This window comes from Luedemannella helvata, from assembly GCF_039528415.1.
In the GTDB taxonomy this organism is placed as follows: Bacteria; Actinomycetota; Actinomycetes; order Mycobacteriales; family Micromonosporaceae; genus Luedemannella; species Luedemannella helvata.
In genome coordinates this window covers 106,172-121,971 of sequence record NZ_BAAALS010000003.1, presented here as the reverse complement: position 1 = coordinate 121,971, position 15,800 = coordinate 106,172, and the positions used below count along the sequence as shown (strand labels likewise).

Genomic DNA, 15,800 nt, shown 5'->3' with positions numbered 1-15,800 from the left:
CATACGCCGAAGGAGGGCCGCCCGGGTGGGCGGCCCTCCTTTCCTTATGTCTCAGGCGTTGGCCAGGACCGGCCGCACGTTCGGCACCAGGTAGGCGGCCATCCGCTCGATGGTCGGCTCGTGGAACAGGTCGTCGACCTCCACGTCGAGGTCGTACCGCTCGGACACCTGACCGGCCACCCGGGCCGCCCGCAGCGAGTCCCCGCCCAGGTCGAAGAAGTTGTCCAGCACCCCGATCCCCTCGATCTCCAGGGCGGCGGTCCACAGCCCGTGCAGCTCGCGCTCCAGGTCGGTGGCCGGTGCCCGGTACGCGCTGTCCACATCGGGCCGCGAGCGCGGCGGCTCCGGCAGCGCGTTGCGGTCGATCTTGCCGTTGGTGTTGAGCGGGATGTCGCCGACCACGAACGAGGACGGCACCATGAACGCCGGCAGCCGCAGCCGCAGCGCCCTCCGGATGTCGCGCACCGCCGGCGTGGTGCCCCGGTCGGGCTCAATGTACGCGGTGAGCTGCGTGTCGCCCTGCCCGTCCGTACGGGCGAGCACCGCGGCCCGCCGCACCCCGGGCTGGGCGCCCAGCACGATCTCGATCTCGGCCAGGTGCACGGTGTTGCCGCGCACCTTGATCTGGTTGTCGCGGCGCCCCACGATCTCGATGCTGCCGTCCGCCCAGTAGCGCGCCATGTCGCCCGTGCGGTACAGGATCGGGGAACGCTGCGGGTCGATCGGGTTGGGGATCCACTTGTCCGCGGTCATCTCCGGCCGGTTGACGTAGCCCGCGGACAGGCTGTCGCCGGTGACGCACAGCTCCCCGACCACGCCCGGCGGCACCGGACGGAACCGGCCGTCCACCACGTAGGTCCGCACGTTCTCGATCGGGCGGCCGATCGGCGGCAGGGTCCGCGCCCGGCCGGCCTCGCCGAGGGCCTCCCCCAGCGCCGTGATGTCGCAGGAGGAGACCGTCGTGGCTTCGGACGACCCGTACAGGTTGATCAGCCGGAACGGCAGGCCGGCGGGCGGCCACGCCTGGATGCGCTCGCCGCACACCCGGATGTCGCGCAGCGCCGCGTCGGCCGGCCAGTCCAGCAGCCACAGCCGCTCGGCCATCGGCTTCATCAGCAGGGTGGTGGTGATGCCGTGCGCCAGGATCCACTCCTGCAGCCGCTCCGGCGAGGCCACGACGCCCGCCTCCGGGATGTGCACGGTGGCACCGGCGGCGAGCACCGGGAAGCACTCGACCTGGATCATCCCGTACCCCGGGGCGGCGAGCCAGGTGCCGCGCGACCGGGCGGTCATCCCGCACAGGCTGCGCATGCCGTGGATCAGGTTGCGGGCCGGACCGAACCGGGCCTGTACGGCCTTCGGCGCCCCGGTCGACCCGGAGGTGTATCCGATGTGGATGAAGTCGTCCGGACCGACCTGTTCGTGCACCTCGGTCGTCGGCGCGGTGGCCCAGTCGGTCGTGTCCAGGGTGATTACCGGGCAGCCGCCGCCCTCGACGAGCGCGGTGTGCTCGGTCAGGGTCAGCACCGCCGCGGCCGCGGAGTCCTCGAGCATGAACCGCAGCCGGTCGGCCGGGAAGCCGGGATCCATCAGGATCGCGGCGGCGGTCAGCTTGAAGCAGGCCAGCTGGGCGATCAGGGCGTCGGCGCCGCGCGGGAAGCAGACGCCGATCCGGTCGCCGCGCCGCACCCCGGCCGCGCGCAGCCGGTGCGCGAACTGGTTGGCCCTGCGGTCCAGCTCCCGGTACGTGACCTGCTCCCCCGGCAAGGCCACGGCCACCGCGTCCGGGGTGCTCCGGGCGTACCCGGCGACGAGCTCGTGGATGAACGGCGCGGGAATCGGCGCGTCGGTGTCGTTCCACTCGACCAGCGCCCGGTGGGTCTCCTCGCCGGTCAGCAGCGCCACGTCGGCCACGGTCGTGTCCGGCCCGGCGGCCAGGACGCGCTCCAGGTGCCGCGCGTACTGGGCCACCGCCTCCCCGTCGAAGCTCTCGGCCGGCATGAGCAGCTCAAGACCGGTCTCCCCGACCACCAGGGTCAGCGCGGCGGCAGCCGCGCGGGCGGGCGCGCCGTCGCTGATCACGATGGCGTGCGGCGGCTCGTCCCCGGCCGGGGTCTCGACCGCCGTGCCGGCCAGACCGCCGAGCGGGGCGTTGTCGGCGACCGACAGGGCGAGCGTCGTGGAGACCCCCGGGGCGCGTCGCCCGATGCGGATCTCGGTCTCCCCGGTGTACCGCTGGAGCAAGGCCGCGAGCGCGGTGACGGCGGCGGCCGGGTCGGCCACGCCGGCGATCGGTACCCGGTGCGGCGGCGCGCCGGCCGCTCCCGTGCCCGGTCGGGCCAGCGGCAGCGACGGGGTGGATGTCGTGGACATGGGAACCTTCCTTTCTCCGGCGGCGGATCAGCCGGCCATCGCGAGGTCGTAGGCGGAACGGCGGGTGCTCACCGCGTCGGCGAGCAGCTCGATCAGGTGCTCGGTGCGCTCCCAGCCGACGCAGGCGTCGGTGACGCTCTGCCCGAAGGTCAGCCGGTGGTTCTGGCCCGGCGAAAGGTCCTGCCGGCCCTCGGCCAGGAAGCTCTCGATCATCACGCCGGCGATGCCGTTCTCCCCGTCGGCGATGCGCAGCGCCAGGTCCTCGACGACCTTCGACTGCCTCTCGTGGTCCTTGCCGCAGTTGCCGTGGCTGGCGTCCACGAACAGGGCCGGCGGCAGGTCCGCGGCGCGCAGCTGGTGGACGGCCCGGGCGACGTGCACCGGGTCGTAGTTGGGGCCGTCGCTGCCGCCGCGCAGCACCACGTGGCAGTCGGGATTGCCGGCGGTACGCAGCACGGCGCCGCGGCCGTCGTCGCTGAGCCCGGGGAACGCGTGCCCCCGGCCGGCCGCGACGATCGCGTCGATCGAGTCGGCGACGTTGCCGCCGGTGGAGTTCTTGAACCCGACCGGCATCGGCAGGCCGCTGGTGAGCTGGCGGTGCGGCTGGCTCTGGACCGTACGGGCCCCGACCGAGCCCCACGACACGACATCGGAGAGGTACCGGGCGACCGCCGGGTCGAGGAACTCGCAGCCCACCGGCAGGCCCGTGCCCAGCACGTCGATCATCGTGCGGCGGGCCGCGCGCAGCCCGGCCGGGAGGTCCTCCGAGCCGTCGAGCAGCGGGTCGCTGACGAGTCCCTTCCAGCCGAGGCGGGTACGCGGCTTCTCCACGTACACCCGCATGACGATCTGCAGGGAGCCGGCGAACCGGGCGGCCACGGCGGCGAGCTTCTCCGCGTACGCCAGCGCCGCGACGGGATCGTGGACGGAACAGGGTCCGGCGACCACGACGAGGCGGTCCTCCTCGCCACGCAGGACGCGGGCGATGGTGTGCCGGGCGTGCTCGACCCGATCGGCAACGCTTGCCGGCAACGGGATCTCGGCGCGCAGGTCCGCGGGTGACATCAGCGGCTGGGTCGCGGTGATCCGTGAGGCGATGGTCCGGGCGATGTGCATCGCGATGATCCTTCCGTCTCAGACGTCCTCCGCGGTCAGCACCGCGGCGGAGAAGGTGAAACCCATACCGGTGCCGATCAGGAGGATCCGGGATCCCGGATCGAGCCGGTCGGATTCCACGAGGTGGTGCAGTCCGTAGATCTGGTCGGCGGCGCCCAGGTGCCCGATCGTCAGCCCGAGCTCCAGCAGGGTGTTCCTGGGCCGGATGTCCAGGGGGCGCACGAAGCTGTCGTGGTAGAGGGCGCGGCCGATGAACGGGCCGACGAGCCAGTCCACCTCCGCCGTACCGACCTCCGCCTCGGCCAACGCGCGGGTGACGACGCTGCGGATGCGCTCCGCGGTCCGGTCACGCACGTCGCGCAGGGACACCTCGCCGCGGGCCAGGAACTCCCGGGTCCGCCGGCGGGAGTCCGCCGGCTCCGGGCTGGGCGACAGGCGGAAGGGCTCGTCGCCGCGCGAGAGTCCACCCAGGACGGTGTCGGCCTCCGCGACGCAGGAGACCAGGCGGAGGCGGCCGCCGCCGCGGGTGAGCACCGCAGCCGCCGCCCCGTCGCCGAAGACCATGCCCGGCGAGGTGTAGAAGCGGTTCCCCGGCGGGCCGAAGCGGTCCGCGAGGGTGATCAACGCGGACGGCAGCGCCGGGTTGGCGCTGAGCATGCCCGCCGCCACGTCGAGGCTGGCCACGGACCCGTTCGACCAGGCCGCCACGGTGATCGGCATGGTGTCGAGCCGGGTGCCGATCAGCTCGCCGGCGATCCAGCAGGCGGCAGACCACTGGTCGATGCCCTGGAAGCCGGCGTGGCTGTGCAGGTGCAGGCTGGCCGGGCCGACCTCGACCCCGCGCTCCGCGGCGGCCTTGATCGCCTGACGACCGCTGGTGACGGCCATCTCGGGCGGGGCCTCGGCCGTCTGGGAGTAGCTGATCATGCCGGTGCTCTCCGCGGCCTCCGCCGAGTACGACCCGGCCGCGACCGCGCCGGAGATGGGCACCGCGTCGCCGAGGGTGGCGCCGGTCCCGGCGATCCAGATGTCATCGAAGCGCATGGCTGGGGCTCCCGTCCGGAAGGTCCTGCAGGAAGTGGCGCCCCTTGGTGACCCGGGCCGGGCCGGCGACGCCTTCGAGGACGGCCAGGGCGGTGCGGGTGAGCACCCGGCCGGCCGCCGACTCCACGGCGCCGGCGAGGTGCGGGACGCTCGTGCGGAACTGGACCGCGAACTCCACCGCGCAGCCGTCCGGTCCGTCCGTGGCGGCCCAGTGCCCGGCGTAGTCCTGGAAGTCGCCGTCGGTCTGGGTGAACTCGATCCGGCCGGGCAGGACCCGGCGCCGCTGGGTCCAGCGGGCCACGCCGCCACGGAAGGCGAGGACCCAGTCGCTGCGATCGCCGTCGCGGTCGACGGAGAGCAGTTCGGGGGCGTACGCCGGGAAGGTCTCGTCGTGGGCGAGCCGGCGGATGATGTCGTCGGCGGTCCCGTCGACGATCGCTGTCAGGGCGCGCTTTGCCATGTGTCTCCTCCGGATGGTCAGGGACGGCCGATGCTGACGGCCTGCAGGTGGGTCGTGCGCAGCATCGGGTGGCTGGCCTCGCCGAAGGCGCCACCGGTGAGGCCGGTGCCACCCTGGTTGGGCAGGAACGGCAGGAAGTTGCCGTGCGAGTCGTTGATCTTGAGGTTCCCGCCGTTGGTGACCGTGTCCAGGAACCGGGTGACGTTCGCCTCGCCGCGCGACCAGAGCGAGTTGCGCAGCCCGTACGCGTTGCTGTTGACGAAAGCGAGCACCTCGTCGAACAGCTCGTCGTCCGCGGACCCGGTGTCCGGCACGATGATCGGCAGCAGGGGGAAGAAGGTCTCGTCGCGCACCACCGACAGGTCACGCGCACCGGCCAGGCCGTCGACGCGCACCACGGTCGGCTCGATGAAGAAGCCGGTGTCCGAGGGGGTGCCGTCGACCTCCAGCCGCCGCGCGCCGTGCACCAGCTTGGCGCCCTTCGCCAGGGCCTCGCCGAGGCAGCCGAAGAACCAGTCGGCCCCGAGCACCGGGGTGAGCACCACGCCGCGCTCGTGCGGGTAGCCCGGCCGGATCTTCCCGATCGCCGCGACCAGCATCTCGATCACCTCGTCGGCGATCGCCGGGTGCAGCACGACCTGGTTCGGCACGTTGCAGATCTGGCCGGAGTTCATGAAGAACTGGGCCAGCGACTCGACGGCGGCGACCAGGTCGGCGTCGTGCCAGACCACGCAGCAGTCGTTGCCGGCCAGCTCCAGGATCGGCTTCTTGCCGGCGGCGACGCAGTCGCGCTCGAACTGCATGCCCTTGGCGCTTCCGCCGAAGTAGATGATGTCGTTGACCAGCGGGCTGGCGACCCAGCTGTCCAGCAGCGGCGGCGCGCACAGGGCGTTGAGGGTGCCGGGCGGGGCGCCGGCCTCCTCCAGCACGGGCGCCACGATCTCACGCAGCAGGTACATGCAGCTGAGCCCGACCCCGCGGGGTGCCCGCACGACCAGGGTGTTGCCGGCCAGCATGGCGGCGAGCCCGTTGAGGGTGTTGACGGTGGCCGCGTTCTGCGGCGGGTTGAGGCAGACGACCCCGTCCGGGACCCGGCGCAGCAGCATCTCGCGCTGCTCGTCGCGGCGCGTGACCGCCATCTGCTCGGCGCACCAGCCGAGGGTCTGCTCGCTCCACGTGGTGTGCGGGACGCCGTAGACGATGCCCTCGGACATGTCCCGGGGCTGCCCCTCGGCGACGAGCAGCTCGACCAGCGGGCCACCGCGCTCCGCCAGGCGTTCGACGATCCGGCGACCGATGGCCATCCGCCGCTCCAGCGGGACGCGGCGCCAGTGCGGCGCCGCCGCGGCGGCCGCCTCCAGCGCCTGCCGCGCCAGGTCCTCCCCGGCCACGAGGCAGGCCCCGGCCACCACGTCACCGTCGGGGATGGACACTCCGGGACGGCCCTCGTCCAGGTCGCGCTTGAGCCGCAGCGCGGCGAAGGTGTCGTCGAGCAGCGCCCGGGCGGAGACGGTGTGGACGTACCGGGGGTTGTCACCGACGACGTCCCGGCCGCCTATGTAGGCGGCATAGGTCTTCATCACGTCGTTCCCTTCCACGCTCCGATGTAGTTACCGATCAAAACGGTATGCTGGTAACAAGATCGGAACAACGGACCCGCGATAAGGGCTTCTTCTCGGGACCGGCCGCCGACCGTACCGACGCCGGAATGTATGATTTGCGGCTCTATCGGACGGAAGGCGGCATATCGTGCAGAAGATTCAGACCCTTCGAGGGCTCAGCACCATCAGCTTCTGGACGGACGACGTGCCGGCGGCCCGGGCCTGGTACACGGAGTTGCTGGGCGCCGAGCCGTACTTCGAGCGCGGCGGCGCGTACATGGAATGGCGGATCGGCGACCACGAGCACGAGCTGGGCATCATCGACCGGAGCTGGGCCCCGCCCGGCGCGGCGGCCGGCCCGGGCGGCGCCGTCGCGTACTGGCATGTCGACGACATCGAGGCCGTGTACGACCGCCTGCTGGCCATGGGCGCCACCGAGTACCAGCCGATCACCAAGCGCGAGGCCGGCTTCGTGACCGCCGCCGTGACCGACCCCTTCGGCAACGTCCTGGGCATCATGTACAGCCCGCACTACCTCGACCAGCTCGAAGCCCTCAGGAACCCGCCGCCAGCTTCGTGATGAACTCGCGGATGCGCCGCTCGCGGGTCTGCGGGCGCTTCAGCTTCTGCAGGGTCACGATCATGACGTACCGGGCGCTGGAACCCAGCGCGTCCCACGCCGCCTTCGCGGCCGGCGAGGCGTTCAGCGCGGCGGCGAACTCCGGCGACGGCTCGGCCCGGCTCGGCGAGTCGTACGCCGCGTCCCAGCGCCCGTCCGCCTTGGCCAGCTCGACCTGACGCAGGCCGGCCGGACGCATCCGGCCGGCCTCGATCAGCTTGGCCACCCGCACCCGGTTCACCTTGGACCAGGTGCTGCGCTTGCGACGCGGCGTGAACCGCTGGCACCACCAGCCCTCCGGCGCCGCGCCGGACATGGCCTTCCCGTCGATCCAGCCGTAGCACAGCGCCACGTCCAGGGTGTCCGAGCGGGTGATCGACGGCTCGTCGACGCCCTTCTTCGGGAACAGCACCCACACCTCGTCGGCGGTCTCGTGCCACTCCGACATCCAGGCCTCGAAGCTCGCCACGTCGGGAAACCTCAACATCAGACCGGTACCGCCTCCACGAGCGAGAATCGGGCCGGGGCCAGGCTCGTCACGTCGGCCAGCTCGAACCCGGCCGCCCGCAGCAGGGCGGCGAAGTCGCCCCGGGTGCGCTCCTTGCCGCCGAGCTGCACGAGCATGTTGAGGTCGCCCAGGTGCCCGAGGGCGGACAGCCGCGGGTCCACCACGTCGGGCAGCACCGCGTCGACGATCAGGAGCCGGCCGTGCGGCGGGATGACCGCGCGGATGTGCCGCAGGATCACCTCGGACCGCTCGTCGTCCCAGTCGTGCAGGATGCTCTTCAACAGGTACGCCTCCGCCCCGGCGGGCACCGACGCGAAGAAGTCGCCGGCCACCCGGGCGCAGCGGTCGGCCACGCCAGCCGCCGCCAGGGTAGCCTCCGCCTGGGACAGTCCCTCGGCCGTGTCGTAGAGCAGGCCCCGCACGCCCGGGTGGGCGGTCAGCACGGCCGCGATCAGGGTCCCGTCTCCCCCGCCCACGTCGGCGACCGTGTCGAAGCGGCCGAAGTCGTACGCCTGCGGCAGCACGTGGGCGGCCAGCCGGGTGCCCTGCCGCATAGCCGCGTTGAACCGCGCGGACAGCTCCGGGTGCTCGGCCAGGTGCCCGAAGAAGGAGGTACCGAAGGTGGCAGGGAAGACCTCCCGCCCGGTGCGCACCGCCTCGCCGAGGTGGGCCCAGCCGCCCAGCATCGCCGGGTCCGTGGTCATCGCCACGAACTCGGCCATCGAGTCCGGCCGGTCCGTGCGCAGCAGCTCACCGACGCCCGTGCGGGTGAACCGGCCGGGCTGCGTCTCGCGCAGCACGCCCAGGGCGGCGAGCGCCCGCAGCAGTCGCAGCGTGGCGCCCGGATCGGTGCCGGCCGAGGCGGCCACCTCGGCCGCCGTGGACCCGGCCGGGTCGATGAGGTCCGCCACGCCGAGGGCCGCGGCGGCGGAGATCACGCGGGTCGCCATATGCCCGCACACCAACTGGGCGATGCGTTCCCGGTCGCCCGCCGTCACGGGTACGGCCGGGGCCTGAGAGGTCGTCATGACAAATCCTTCCGGGTGCCTCAGTTGAACGGCAGGGCCTTGCTCCAGTCCTCGTCCGCGGCCAGCAGGCTGCGCGGCTTCACCACGTCCTTCGTGCGGGTCAGCACGTCGACCGGCAGCAGCGTGCCGGGCTCGATGCCGGTGACCACGGCGGGCACCCCCACCTCGCGGGCGATCGCCGCCGTGGCGGCCGCGACCGCGGCCTCGCGGTGCCCGGCCGGCACCTCGAACTCCATCCGCAGCACCTCCCGTTCGGCCCGGGCCCGCCAGAACAGCACCTCGTACTCGATCGGCAGGCTGAACACGATCTCCTCGAGCTGCTGCTGGGTGACCGTGCCACCGGCGACCGGGTGCCCGTACGCGGCGCGGCCCATGACCCGGATCGAGGGCAGCTGCCAGCCGCACGGGCAGTCCACGTAGGACACCTCGACGTCGTCCTCCAGGTTGTACCGCAGCAGCGGCATGGCCTCCCGGAACAGCGGGGTCACCACGAGCTGGCCGCGCCCCTCGACGCCGATCCGGCCGGTCCGCGGGTCGTACACCTCGAAGACCATCCGGTCGGCCCACAGGTGCATCCGGCCGTGCTCGCACTCGCCGGCCATGCTGCCGGTCTCGGTCGAGCCGTACTCCTCGACGATCGGCACGCCCCAGATCTCGCTGATCCGCCGGCGGCGGGCGCCCGTGAGGGGCTCCCCGCCGACGAACAGGGCGCGCAGCGCGGGAAAGTCCTTCGCCGGGTCCAGGCCGGCCGCCCGGGCGGTGGCCGCCCAGACCAGCGGCTCGGTCGGGATCGACCAGGTGAGCGACACCTCCAGGTCGTGCAGGGCCTGCACCACCCGCGAGTACGGCATGGCCAGGGACCGGTAGTCGCCCGGCACGACGGTCGCGCCGTGCAGGCGGGCGCCGGCCTGGGCCAGGTGACCGGTGATCATCAGGGCGTACGGGGTACGGACGAAGAAGGTGTCGTCCGGGGTGATGCCGACCCACTTGCGCGCGTACCGCTCGGCCAGGTCGATCCAGTCCTTCGCGGTGTAGTACGACGGGGTGGACTGCCCGGCCGTGCCGCTGGACTCGTGGTAGGTGTCCAGCTCGCGGCGCGGCACCGCCAGCATCCCGAACGGGTACTGGTCGCGCAGGTCCTGCTTGGTGGTCAGGGGCTGGTCGGTGAGCTCGGTGAGGTCGCGCCCCGCGTAGAACGGCGCGCGCGACGCCCACTCGAGCACCTGCGGGATCTGCTTGGCCTGGAGATCACGCAGCTCGTCCAGGTCGGACCAGTCACCGATGCGGGGCAGTGGTTGCATGCTCATCTCCTCGCCTTCGCTTACGCCGTTGTCTCCGACGCTAGGGAAACGGCTCGGGCGTCCACAACGGAGCGCCGATCAGTCCTGCTACTCACGACCTGCGGCAACACTTCTCCCAGCAGCTCACCGATGATCCGGATGCCGCCCGGGGTGAGCACGGACTCCGGGTGGAACTGCACGGAGGCGAAGCCCGGCCCGCTCAGCCCGTGCACCTCGCCGGTGTCCGGCTCCCGCAGCACCTCCACGACGCCCGTACGGCCGGGGCAGGCGATCCACGGCCGCGGGCTGTAGGCGGCGAACGTGTTGTAGAAGCCGACCAGCTCCGTGCGGCGGCGGAAGCGGATGCGCCGCTGGGTGCCCTGGTTGGGGAACGGGATCCGCCGCACGTCCAGGCCCAGCACGGTGCTGAGCACCTGGTGGCCCAGGCAGATGGCCAGGAAGGGTACCCCGAGGTCGAGCAGCTGCCCGGTCACCTCGCGCAGCCTCGCGATCTTGCGGTCGGTGTACTCGCGGGGATCACCCGGGCCCGGGCCGACGACGACCAGGTCGTGTCCGTCCAGGCGGTACGGCTCGTCGAAGCGTCGCACGTCCACCTCGAAGCCCAGGGCGACCAGGGCGTGGCGCAGCATCTCCGTGAAGGTGTCCTCGGCGTCGATCACCAGCACCCGCCGGCCGGCCAGGCCCGGCTGGATCCGGTCGCGGCTGTCCGGGTCGTCGAACCAGAAGTCGGCCAGCGGCCGGTTGCGCTCGGCGAGCGCGCGCAGCACCGAGACGTGCGCGCCCGCCGACGGGTCCGGCGGGGTCGCGACCGTGCGGGGCTCGTCCCCCAGCGCCTCCAGCAGCCCGGCCGCCTTCGCCCGGGTCTCGGCCGCCTCGGAGGCCGGGTCGGAGTCGCGCACCAGGGTGGCGCCGACGCCGATGCGCATCCGGCCGGCGGCGTCGATGTCCGCGGTCCGGATCAGGATGGCCGAGTCCAGCTGCCGGGCGCCGCGCCCGTCGCGGCCGATCAGCGCCACCAGCCCGGCGTAGTAGCCGCGGCCCTGCGGCTCGTACCTGCCGACCACCCGGCAGGCGCTCTCCAGGGGCCCGCCCACGACGGTCGGCGCGAACAGGGTCTCGCGCAGGATGTCGCGGGCGTCGCGGGTGCTGCGGCCCTCGATCAGGTACTCGGTGTGCGCGACCCGGGCCATCTGTTTGAGGTCCGGGCCGATCGCCCGGGCGCCCCGGTCGCAGATGCGGCCCATCATCTTGAGCTCCTCGTCGAGCACCATGTAGAGCTCGTTGGCCTCCTTGGCGTCGCCCAGGAAGTCGAGCAGGCCGGCCAGCCGCGGCCCGCCCGGCGGGTACCGGTAGGTGCCGCTGATCGGGTTCATGGTCACCGTGCCGGCGTCCAGCGTGACGTGCCGTTCCGGGGACGAGCCGATCAGCGTGCGCTCGCCGGTGTGCACGACGAAGGTCCAGTGCGCGCCGGGATCGCGGCCCAGCAGCCGCCGGAAGAACGTCAGCGCGGTGCGCGGGGACCAGTCGGAGATCTCCGCGCAGAACGACCGCCTGACCACGAAGTTGGCGCCGGCGCCCGTGCCGATCTCCTCGTCGATCACCCGCTGGACGAGCGTCGCGTACTCGTCGTCGGTCAGGTCGAAGCGGCCCTCGCGGTACTCGATCGGTTCCTGCGGCAGGGTGGCGAGCACCTCGGCCACCGGTAGCACCCGCTGCTCGGTCACGGCGATGGTGACCAGCGGGGTCCCGTCGTCCGGGGCGTCGAAGCCGCGCTCCCGGATCTGGCGGTAGGGCAGGATCGCCAGCACGTCGTGCCGGGCCTGCGAGCCGCCCTCGGCGGGCAGCGGGATGTCGGCGATCCGCGCCGCCGTGCCGGCCTCGCCGATGATCAGGTCGATCGTGCCGGCGCCGGCGCCGGGCCGGTGCAGCAGGGCGAACGGCGGGCACTGCGGCCCGGTGATGCGCTCGAACCAGGTCACCTGGGCGCTCCTTCCAGCATGGCCAAAGCGGCCCGGGTGCAGACCGTCACCGCGCAGCGGGAGGCGGCGTACTCCAGGGCCAGGCGGTGGAAGCCGGGGGCGAAGTCGGCGATCGCGTCGGCCACCACGAAGGTCTGCAGATCGTTGGAGAAGCCCTCGTGGGCGGTCATGAGGATGCCGACGTGCGCGTAGACGCCGCAGATCACCAGTTGGTCGCGGCCCAGCGCGCGCAGCTGGTCGAGCAGGCCCGTGCGGCAGAAGGCACTCGGCCGCCACTTGGTGTGCACGACGTCCGCGGCGGTCGGCGCGACCTGGTCGATGATCGCCCGGTGCTCCGGGTCGGCGCTCATCCCGCTGCCCCAGAAGTCCTTGAGGAGTCCGCGCTGCTCGTCGTCCATCCCGCCGGGCTGGGCGGTGTACGTGACCGGCGCCCCGACCGCGGCGAACGCGGCCCGCAGCGCGGCGACGTTCGCGATCAGTTCGCTGGTCGGCGACCCGGTCGCCGGGAAGGGCCGCAGGAAGTAGTTCTGCATGTCGTGGATCAGCAGCACCGCGCGTTCGGGGTCGATGGTCCACTGTGCGGTGTTGACCGGCAGGTCATGCTCGGTCGGCATCGGGTAGGGCGCGATCGCGGGGATCGACATGACGCCTCCGTTCGCTGGATGTCGTTGCTGGGGTCAGGTGCCGAGCGACGCGCCGCCGTCGACGATCAGGTCCTGCAGGGTGATGTGTGACGCGCGGTCGGAGAGCAGGAAGAGCACCGCGTCGGCCACGTCCTCGGGACGGGCGAGCCGGCCCAACGGGATGCCGACCCGGAAGGTGTCCGCGGTGCCCTCGATGGAGGCGCGCAGGGCGTCACCGCCGGACCACAGGGCGGTCAGCATCGGGGTGTCCGTCGAGCCGGGCGCGACCACGTTGCAGCGGATGCCGTGCCGGGCCAGTTCCAGCCCGAGCACCTTGGTGAAGCTGGTCGCCGCCGCCTTCGAGGCCGAGTAGGCGGCCATGTGCCAGCGGGGCACCGAGGCGGCGTTGGAGGCCACTGTCACGATCACCCCCGATCGGCGCGGGAGCATCGCCCGGGCGACCGCCCGGCTGACGTTGAAGACCCCTGTCGCGTTCACGGCGAACGTGCTGCTCCAGTCCTCGTCGGTCAGGTCCGTGCTCGCGGCAGTGCGGAGGATGCCAGCCGCGTTGACCAGGTAAGCGACCGCGCCGAGTTCCCGCTCCACCTGCTCGATCACCTGGTCCACCTCGGCACTGACGGACACGTCGACCGGGTACGCGCGCACCCCCTCGACCTCCTCCGTCAGCTCCTTGAGGGCCGCCGGATTCAGGTCCAGGGCCGCGACGGGGGTCCCGCCGGCGGCCAGCGCCCGGACGACGGCGGCGCCGATGCCGCCCGCCGCTCCGGTGACCACCGCTGTTGCGCTCGTCATGTCAGTCGCCTCCCGGGCTCGTGGCTGTGTGGATGTGCCCGGCCACCACCTCGGGATCGACTCCGAGGCGGCGTACCGAGAAGGAGGCGAGCGCGTCGAGGTACCGCGCCCGCAGTTCGTCGTCGTCGAAACCGACCGGGCGCCCGCCGCGCACCCGGACCCGCCCGGCGACCAGCACCGTGTCGACGTCGCGGGAGCCGCCCAGGGCCAGGAAGCTCTCCAGGGGACGCGGGTTGAGCAGGTAGCGCCAGTCGTCCGTACGGATCAGGACGATGTCGGCCTGGTGGCCGGGTTCCAGGCTGCCGATGCCGGCCCAGTCCAGCCCGCGGGCGGGCAGCCGGGTCGCCATCGCGAGCGCGTCCGTGGGCCGGACCTCGGTGGGGTCGGCGGACATCTCGTTGAGCTGCTGCCAGACCGCCCGCATGTTCTCCGCCATGCCGCCGACCGGCAGCGGCGCGCCGTCGGTGGAGAGCGAGACGTCGAGCCCGGCCCGCCGGAAGTAGGGCATCGCCCGCGTCTCGGTGACGGTGGCCTCGCCGGCCGGGCCGTACTTGGCCGGCGAGTAGCTGACGTGCGCGTTCGCGTCGACCAGCAGCTTGCGCTCGTCGTCGTCGGCGAACGCGCAGTGCACCGCCATGAACCGGGGCGAGAGCAGGCCGAGGTCGGCGAACCGGCGCACCGGGGTGGCCCCGAAGTAGGTGCGGGACACCTCGACCTCGTTGCGCAGGGCGCCGACGTGGGTGGCGAACGGCAGGTCGTACCGCCGGATCAGGTCGGCGAAGCCGGTGCCCAGCTCGTCGGTCATGTTCACGCTGTAGACCGCGGTCGGGCGGGCCCGGAGCAGGCCGGTGGTGTCCCCGGCGACGTCCCGGATGACCTCCTCGACGCCGGCGAGCACGGTGTCGGCGTCGCGGGTGCGGCGGAACCGCGACTCCCCGGGCGCGCACCGGGCGTCGCTGGCCCAGGTGCTCAGCGAACACCGCAGCCCGAGGAACCGGGCGGCGTCGGCCAGCGCGGCCGGGTGGTTGAAGGAGCCGACATCGCCCAGCGTGGTCACCCCGCTGCGCAACTGCGTCCACATCGAGTACCGGGCGATCGCCCGCGCCTCGTCCGGGGTGAGGTCGGCGATCATGCCGGCGAAGTCGTCGAACGCCGAGGAGATGGCCGGGATGTCGCCGCCGGCGGCCATGAAGGCCGGCCGGTCGTCGCGGTCGCCGGGGGTCCGGAGCGCGCCCTTGAACGGGAAGCGCATCGCGAACATCTCGTGCCAGTGCGGGTTCACGAAGCCGGGCAGGATCATGGCGCCGCGGGCGTCGAGTACGGCCAGTTCCGCGCGCTGCTCGGGCCGGATCGCGGCCTCGACCTCGGCGGTCGTCCCGACGGCGGCGATCCGGTCGCCGTCGACCAGGACCGCGCCGCCGGGGATGACCCGGTGCGCCGGATCGGCCGGGTAGAGGCTTCCGCCTCGGATCAGCAATGTCGTCACGATGCGTCCTCTCGTTACCTGCTATCAAACTATGTAGGTAACGGACCGCCAACAAGGTCCCGCTGATTAGCGCTGGTTTTCGATGCGTCGACTACCAGTGAATGGAGATAGCCGGTAAGATGCCCGGAATGAGAGGGCAACCCGGAGGCAGGACCGCCGCGCCGGACCGGCTGGCGCTGGTGCAGGCATTCCTCAACAGCGTCAATGTCGAGTTCGGACCGGACGAGTTCGCCGACCTCGACGGGTTCGCTCGCTGGCTCGAGCGCAACGACTGGCCCGGGCTGCGGCCCGACGAGCCCGGCCGGCGCGACGCGATCGCGCTGCGCGAGGCCCTGCGGGCCCTCGCCCGCGAGCACAACGGCGGGCCGCCGGATCCGGCGGCCCGGCGCACGGTGGAGCACATCTCGGCGGGCTGCCCGCTCGTCGTCGGCTTCGACGCCGGCGAGGGCGACCCGTCACTGCGGGCCGCCCAGGATGGCGTGCGGGGCGTGCTGGCGACCGTGCTGGCCGCCGTGACGCGGTCCGTGATCGACGGCAGCTGGCCGCGGCTCAAGGCCTGCCACGAGCACCGGTGCGAATGGGTCTACTACGACCGGTCCCGCAACCGGAGCAGCCGGTGGTGCTCCATGGACGTCTGCGGCGTGCGGGCCAAGATGCGCGTCTACCGCGAGGGGCGGAAGGCGGACACCAGGATCGGGTCCGCGTGACGCTCCCAGACGCAGTACCCGTTGCCCCGTAGCCGGCGCAGCGTCCGCAGGTGACGCCGGGCCGCGTCCAGGCGCAGCTCCCGGATCGCCCGCAGGTACCGACGCCGTTCCTCGATGATGGCTTCCTCCGTCGTCATAGTCC

At 72.7% G+C, this 15,800-nt stretch carries 15 protein-coding genes; 2 read left to right on the top strand and 13 right to left on the bottom strand.

Features of this window, described 5'->3' with window-relative positions; all coding sequences use genetic code 11:
* Positions 1–51 precede the first annotated feature (51 nt).
* From ABD191_RS04190 to ABD191_RS04170, 5 genes are read right to left on the bottom strand one after another with little or no spacing between them, the layout of a single operon-like run.
* Positions 52–2,373, bottom strand: coding sequence for a non-ribosomal peptide synthetase (locus ABD191_RS04190; RefSeq protein WP_344076991.1), 2,322 nt, complete (start codon positions 2,371–2,373; stop codon positions 52–54).
* 27 nt (positions 2,374–2,400) lie between these two features.
* On the bottom strand, positions 2,401–3,489 hold the full coding sequence (locus ABD191_RS04185) for a 3-deoxy-7-phosphoheptulonate synthase (RefSeq protein WP_344076989.1): 1,089 nt from the start codon (positions 3,487–3,489) through the stop codon (positions 2,401–2,403).
* Between the two features lie 18 nt (positions 3,490–3,507).
* On the bottom strand, positions 3,508–4,533 hold the full coding sequence (locus ABD191_RS04180) for a ketoacyl-ACP synthase III family protein (RefSeq protein WP_344076987.1): 1,026 nt from the start codon (positions 4,531–4,533) through the stop codon (positions 3,508–3,510).
* A complete protein-coding gene (locus tag ABD191_RS04175) occupies positions 4,520–4,993 on the bottom strand; it encodes a type II toxin-antitoxin system RatA family toxin (protein WP_344076985.1) in 474 nt (157 codons plus the stop codon). Before ABD191_RS04175 ends, ABD191_RS04180 begins: the two co-directional genes overlap by 14 nt.
* 17 nt (positions 4,994–5,010) lie before the next feature.
* Positions 5,011–6,573 (bottom strand): aldehyde dehydrogenase family protein, encoded by a 1,563-nt coding sequence (locus tag ABD191_RS04170; protein WP_344077303.1) that lies wholly within the window; start codon positions 6,571–6,573, stop codon positions 5,011–5,013.
* 169 nt (positions 6,574–6,742) lie between these two features.
* Here ABD191_RS04170 and ABD191_RS04165 point away from each other — a divergent pair, with 169 nt between their 5' ends.
* Complete coding sequence (locus ABD191_RS04165; RefSeq protein ID WP_344076983.1) at positions 6,743–7,174, top strand: VOC family protein; 432 nt, start codon at positions 6,743–6,745, stop codon at positions 7,172–7,174.
* Here ABD191_RS04165 and ABD191_RS04160 read toward each other — a convergent pair.
* From ABD191_RS04160 to ABD191_RS04130, 7 genes are read right to left on the bottom strand one after another with little or no spacing between them, the layout of a single operon-like run.
* Entirely contained in the window at positions 7,149–7,682 is a 534-nt protein-coding gene (locus ABD191_RS04160) for a YdeI/OmpD-associated family protein (RefSeq protein ID WP_344076981.1), read from the bottom strand. The two genes, ABD191_RS04165 and ABD191_RS04160, sit on opposite strands and share 26 nt — an antisense overlap.
* Positions 7,683–7,699: 17 nt before the next feature.
* Complete coding sequence (locus tag ABD191_RS04155; RefSeq protein WP_344076980.1) at positions 7,700–8,749, bottom strand: methyltransferase; 1,050 nt, start codon at positions 8,747–8,749, stop codon at positions 7,700–7,702.
* Positions 8,750–8,769: 20 nt separating this feature from the next.
* Entirely contained in the window at positions 8,770–10,050 is a 1,281-nt protein-coding gene (locus ABD191_RS04150) for an AMP-binding protein (RefSeq protein WP_344076978.1), read from the bottom strand.
* 20 nt (positions 10,051–10,070) lie between these two features.
* On the bottom strand, positions 10,071–12,029 hold the full coding sequence (locus tag ABD191_RS04145; RefSeq protein ID WP_344076976.1) for an anthranilate synthase family protein: 1,959 nt from the start codon (positions 12,027–12,029) through the stop codon (positions 10,071–10,073).
* Positions 12,026–12,673: an isochorismatase family protein gene (locus tag ABD191_RS04140; RefSeq protein WP_344076974.1), complete on the bottom strand. Its 648-nt coding sequence runs from the start codon at positions 12,671–12,673 to the stop codon at positions 12,026–12,028. Before ABD191_RS04140 ends, ABD191_RS04145 begins: the two co-directional genes overlap by 4 nt.
* Before the next feature lie 33 nt (positions 12,674–12,706).
* Entirely contained in the window at positions 12,707–13,465 is a 759-nt protein-coding gene (locus tag ABD191_RS04135; RefSeq protein ID WP_344076972.1) for a 2,3-dihydro-2,3-dihydroxybenzoate dehydrogenase, read from the bottom strand.
* A gap of 1 nt (position 13,466) precedes the next feature.
* Complete coding sequence (locus ABD191_RS04130; protein ID WP_344076970.1) at positions 13,467–14,951, bottom strand: amidohydrolase family protein; 1,485 nt, start codon at positions 14,949–14,951, stop codon at positions 13,467–13,469.
* A gap of 128 nt (positions 14,952–15,079) precedes the next feature.
* Between ABD191_RS04130 and ABD191_RS04125 the strand changes: the two genes are divergently transcribed.
* On the top strand, positions 15,080–15,658 hold the full coding sequence (locus ABD191_RS04125) for a CGNR zinc finger domain-containing protein (protein ID WP_344076968.1): 579 nt from the start codon (positions 15,080–15,082) through the stop codon (positions 15,656–15,658).
* Here ABD191_RS04125 and ABD191_RS04120 read toward each other — a convergent pair.
* Complete coding sequence (locus ABD191_RS04120) at positions 15,613–15,795, bottom strand: hypothetical protein (RefSeq protein WP_344076966.1); 183 nt, start codon at positions 15,793–15,795, stop codon at positions 15,613–15,615. The genes ABD191_RS04125 and ABD191_RS04120 overlap by 46 nt on opposite strands.
* Positions 15,796–15,800 lie beyond the last annotated feature (5 nt).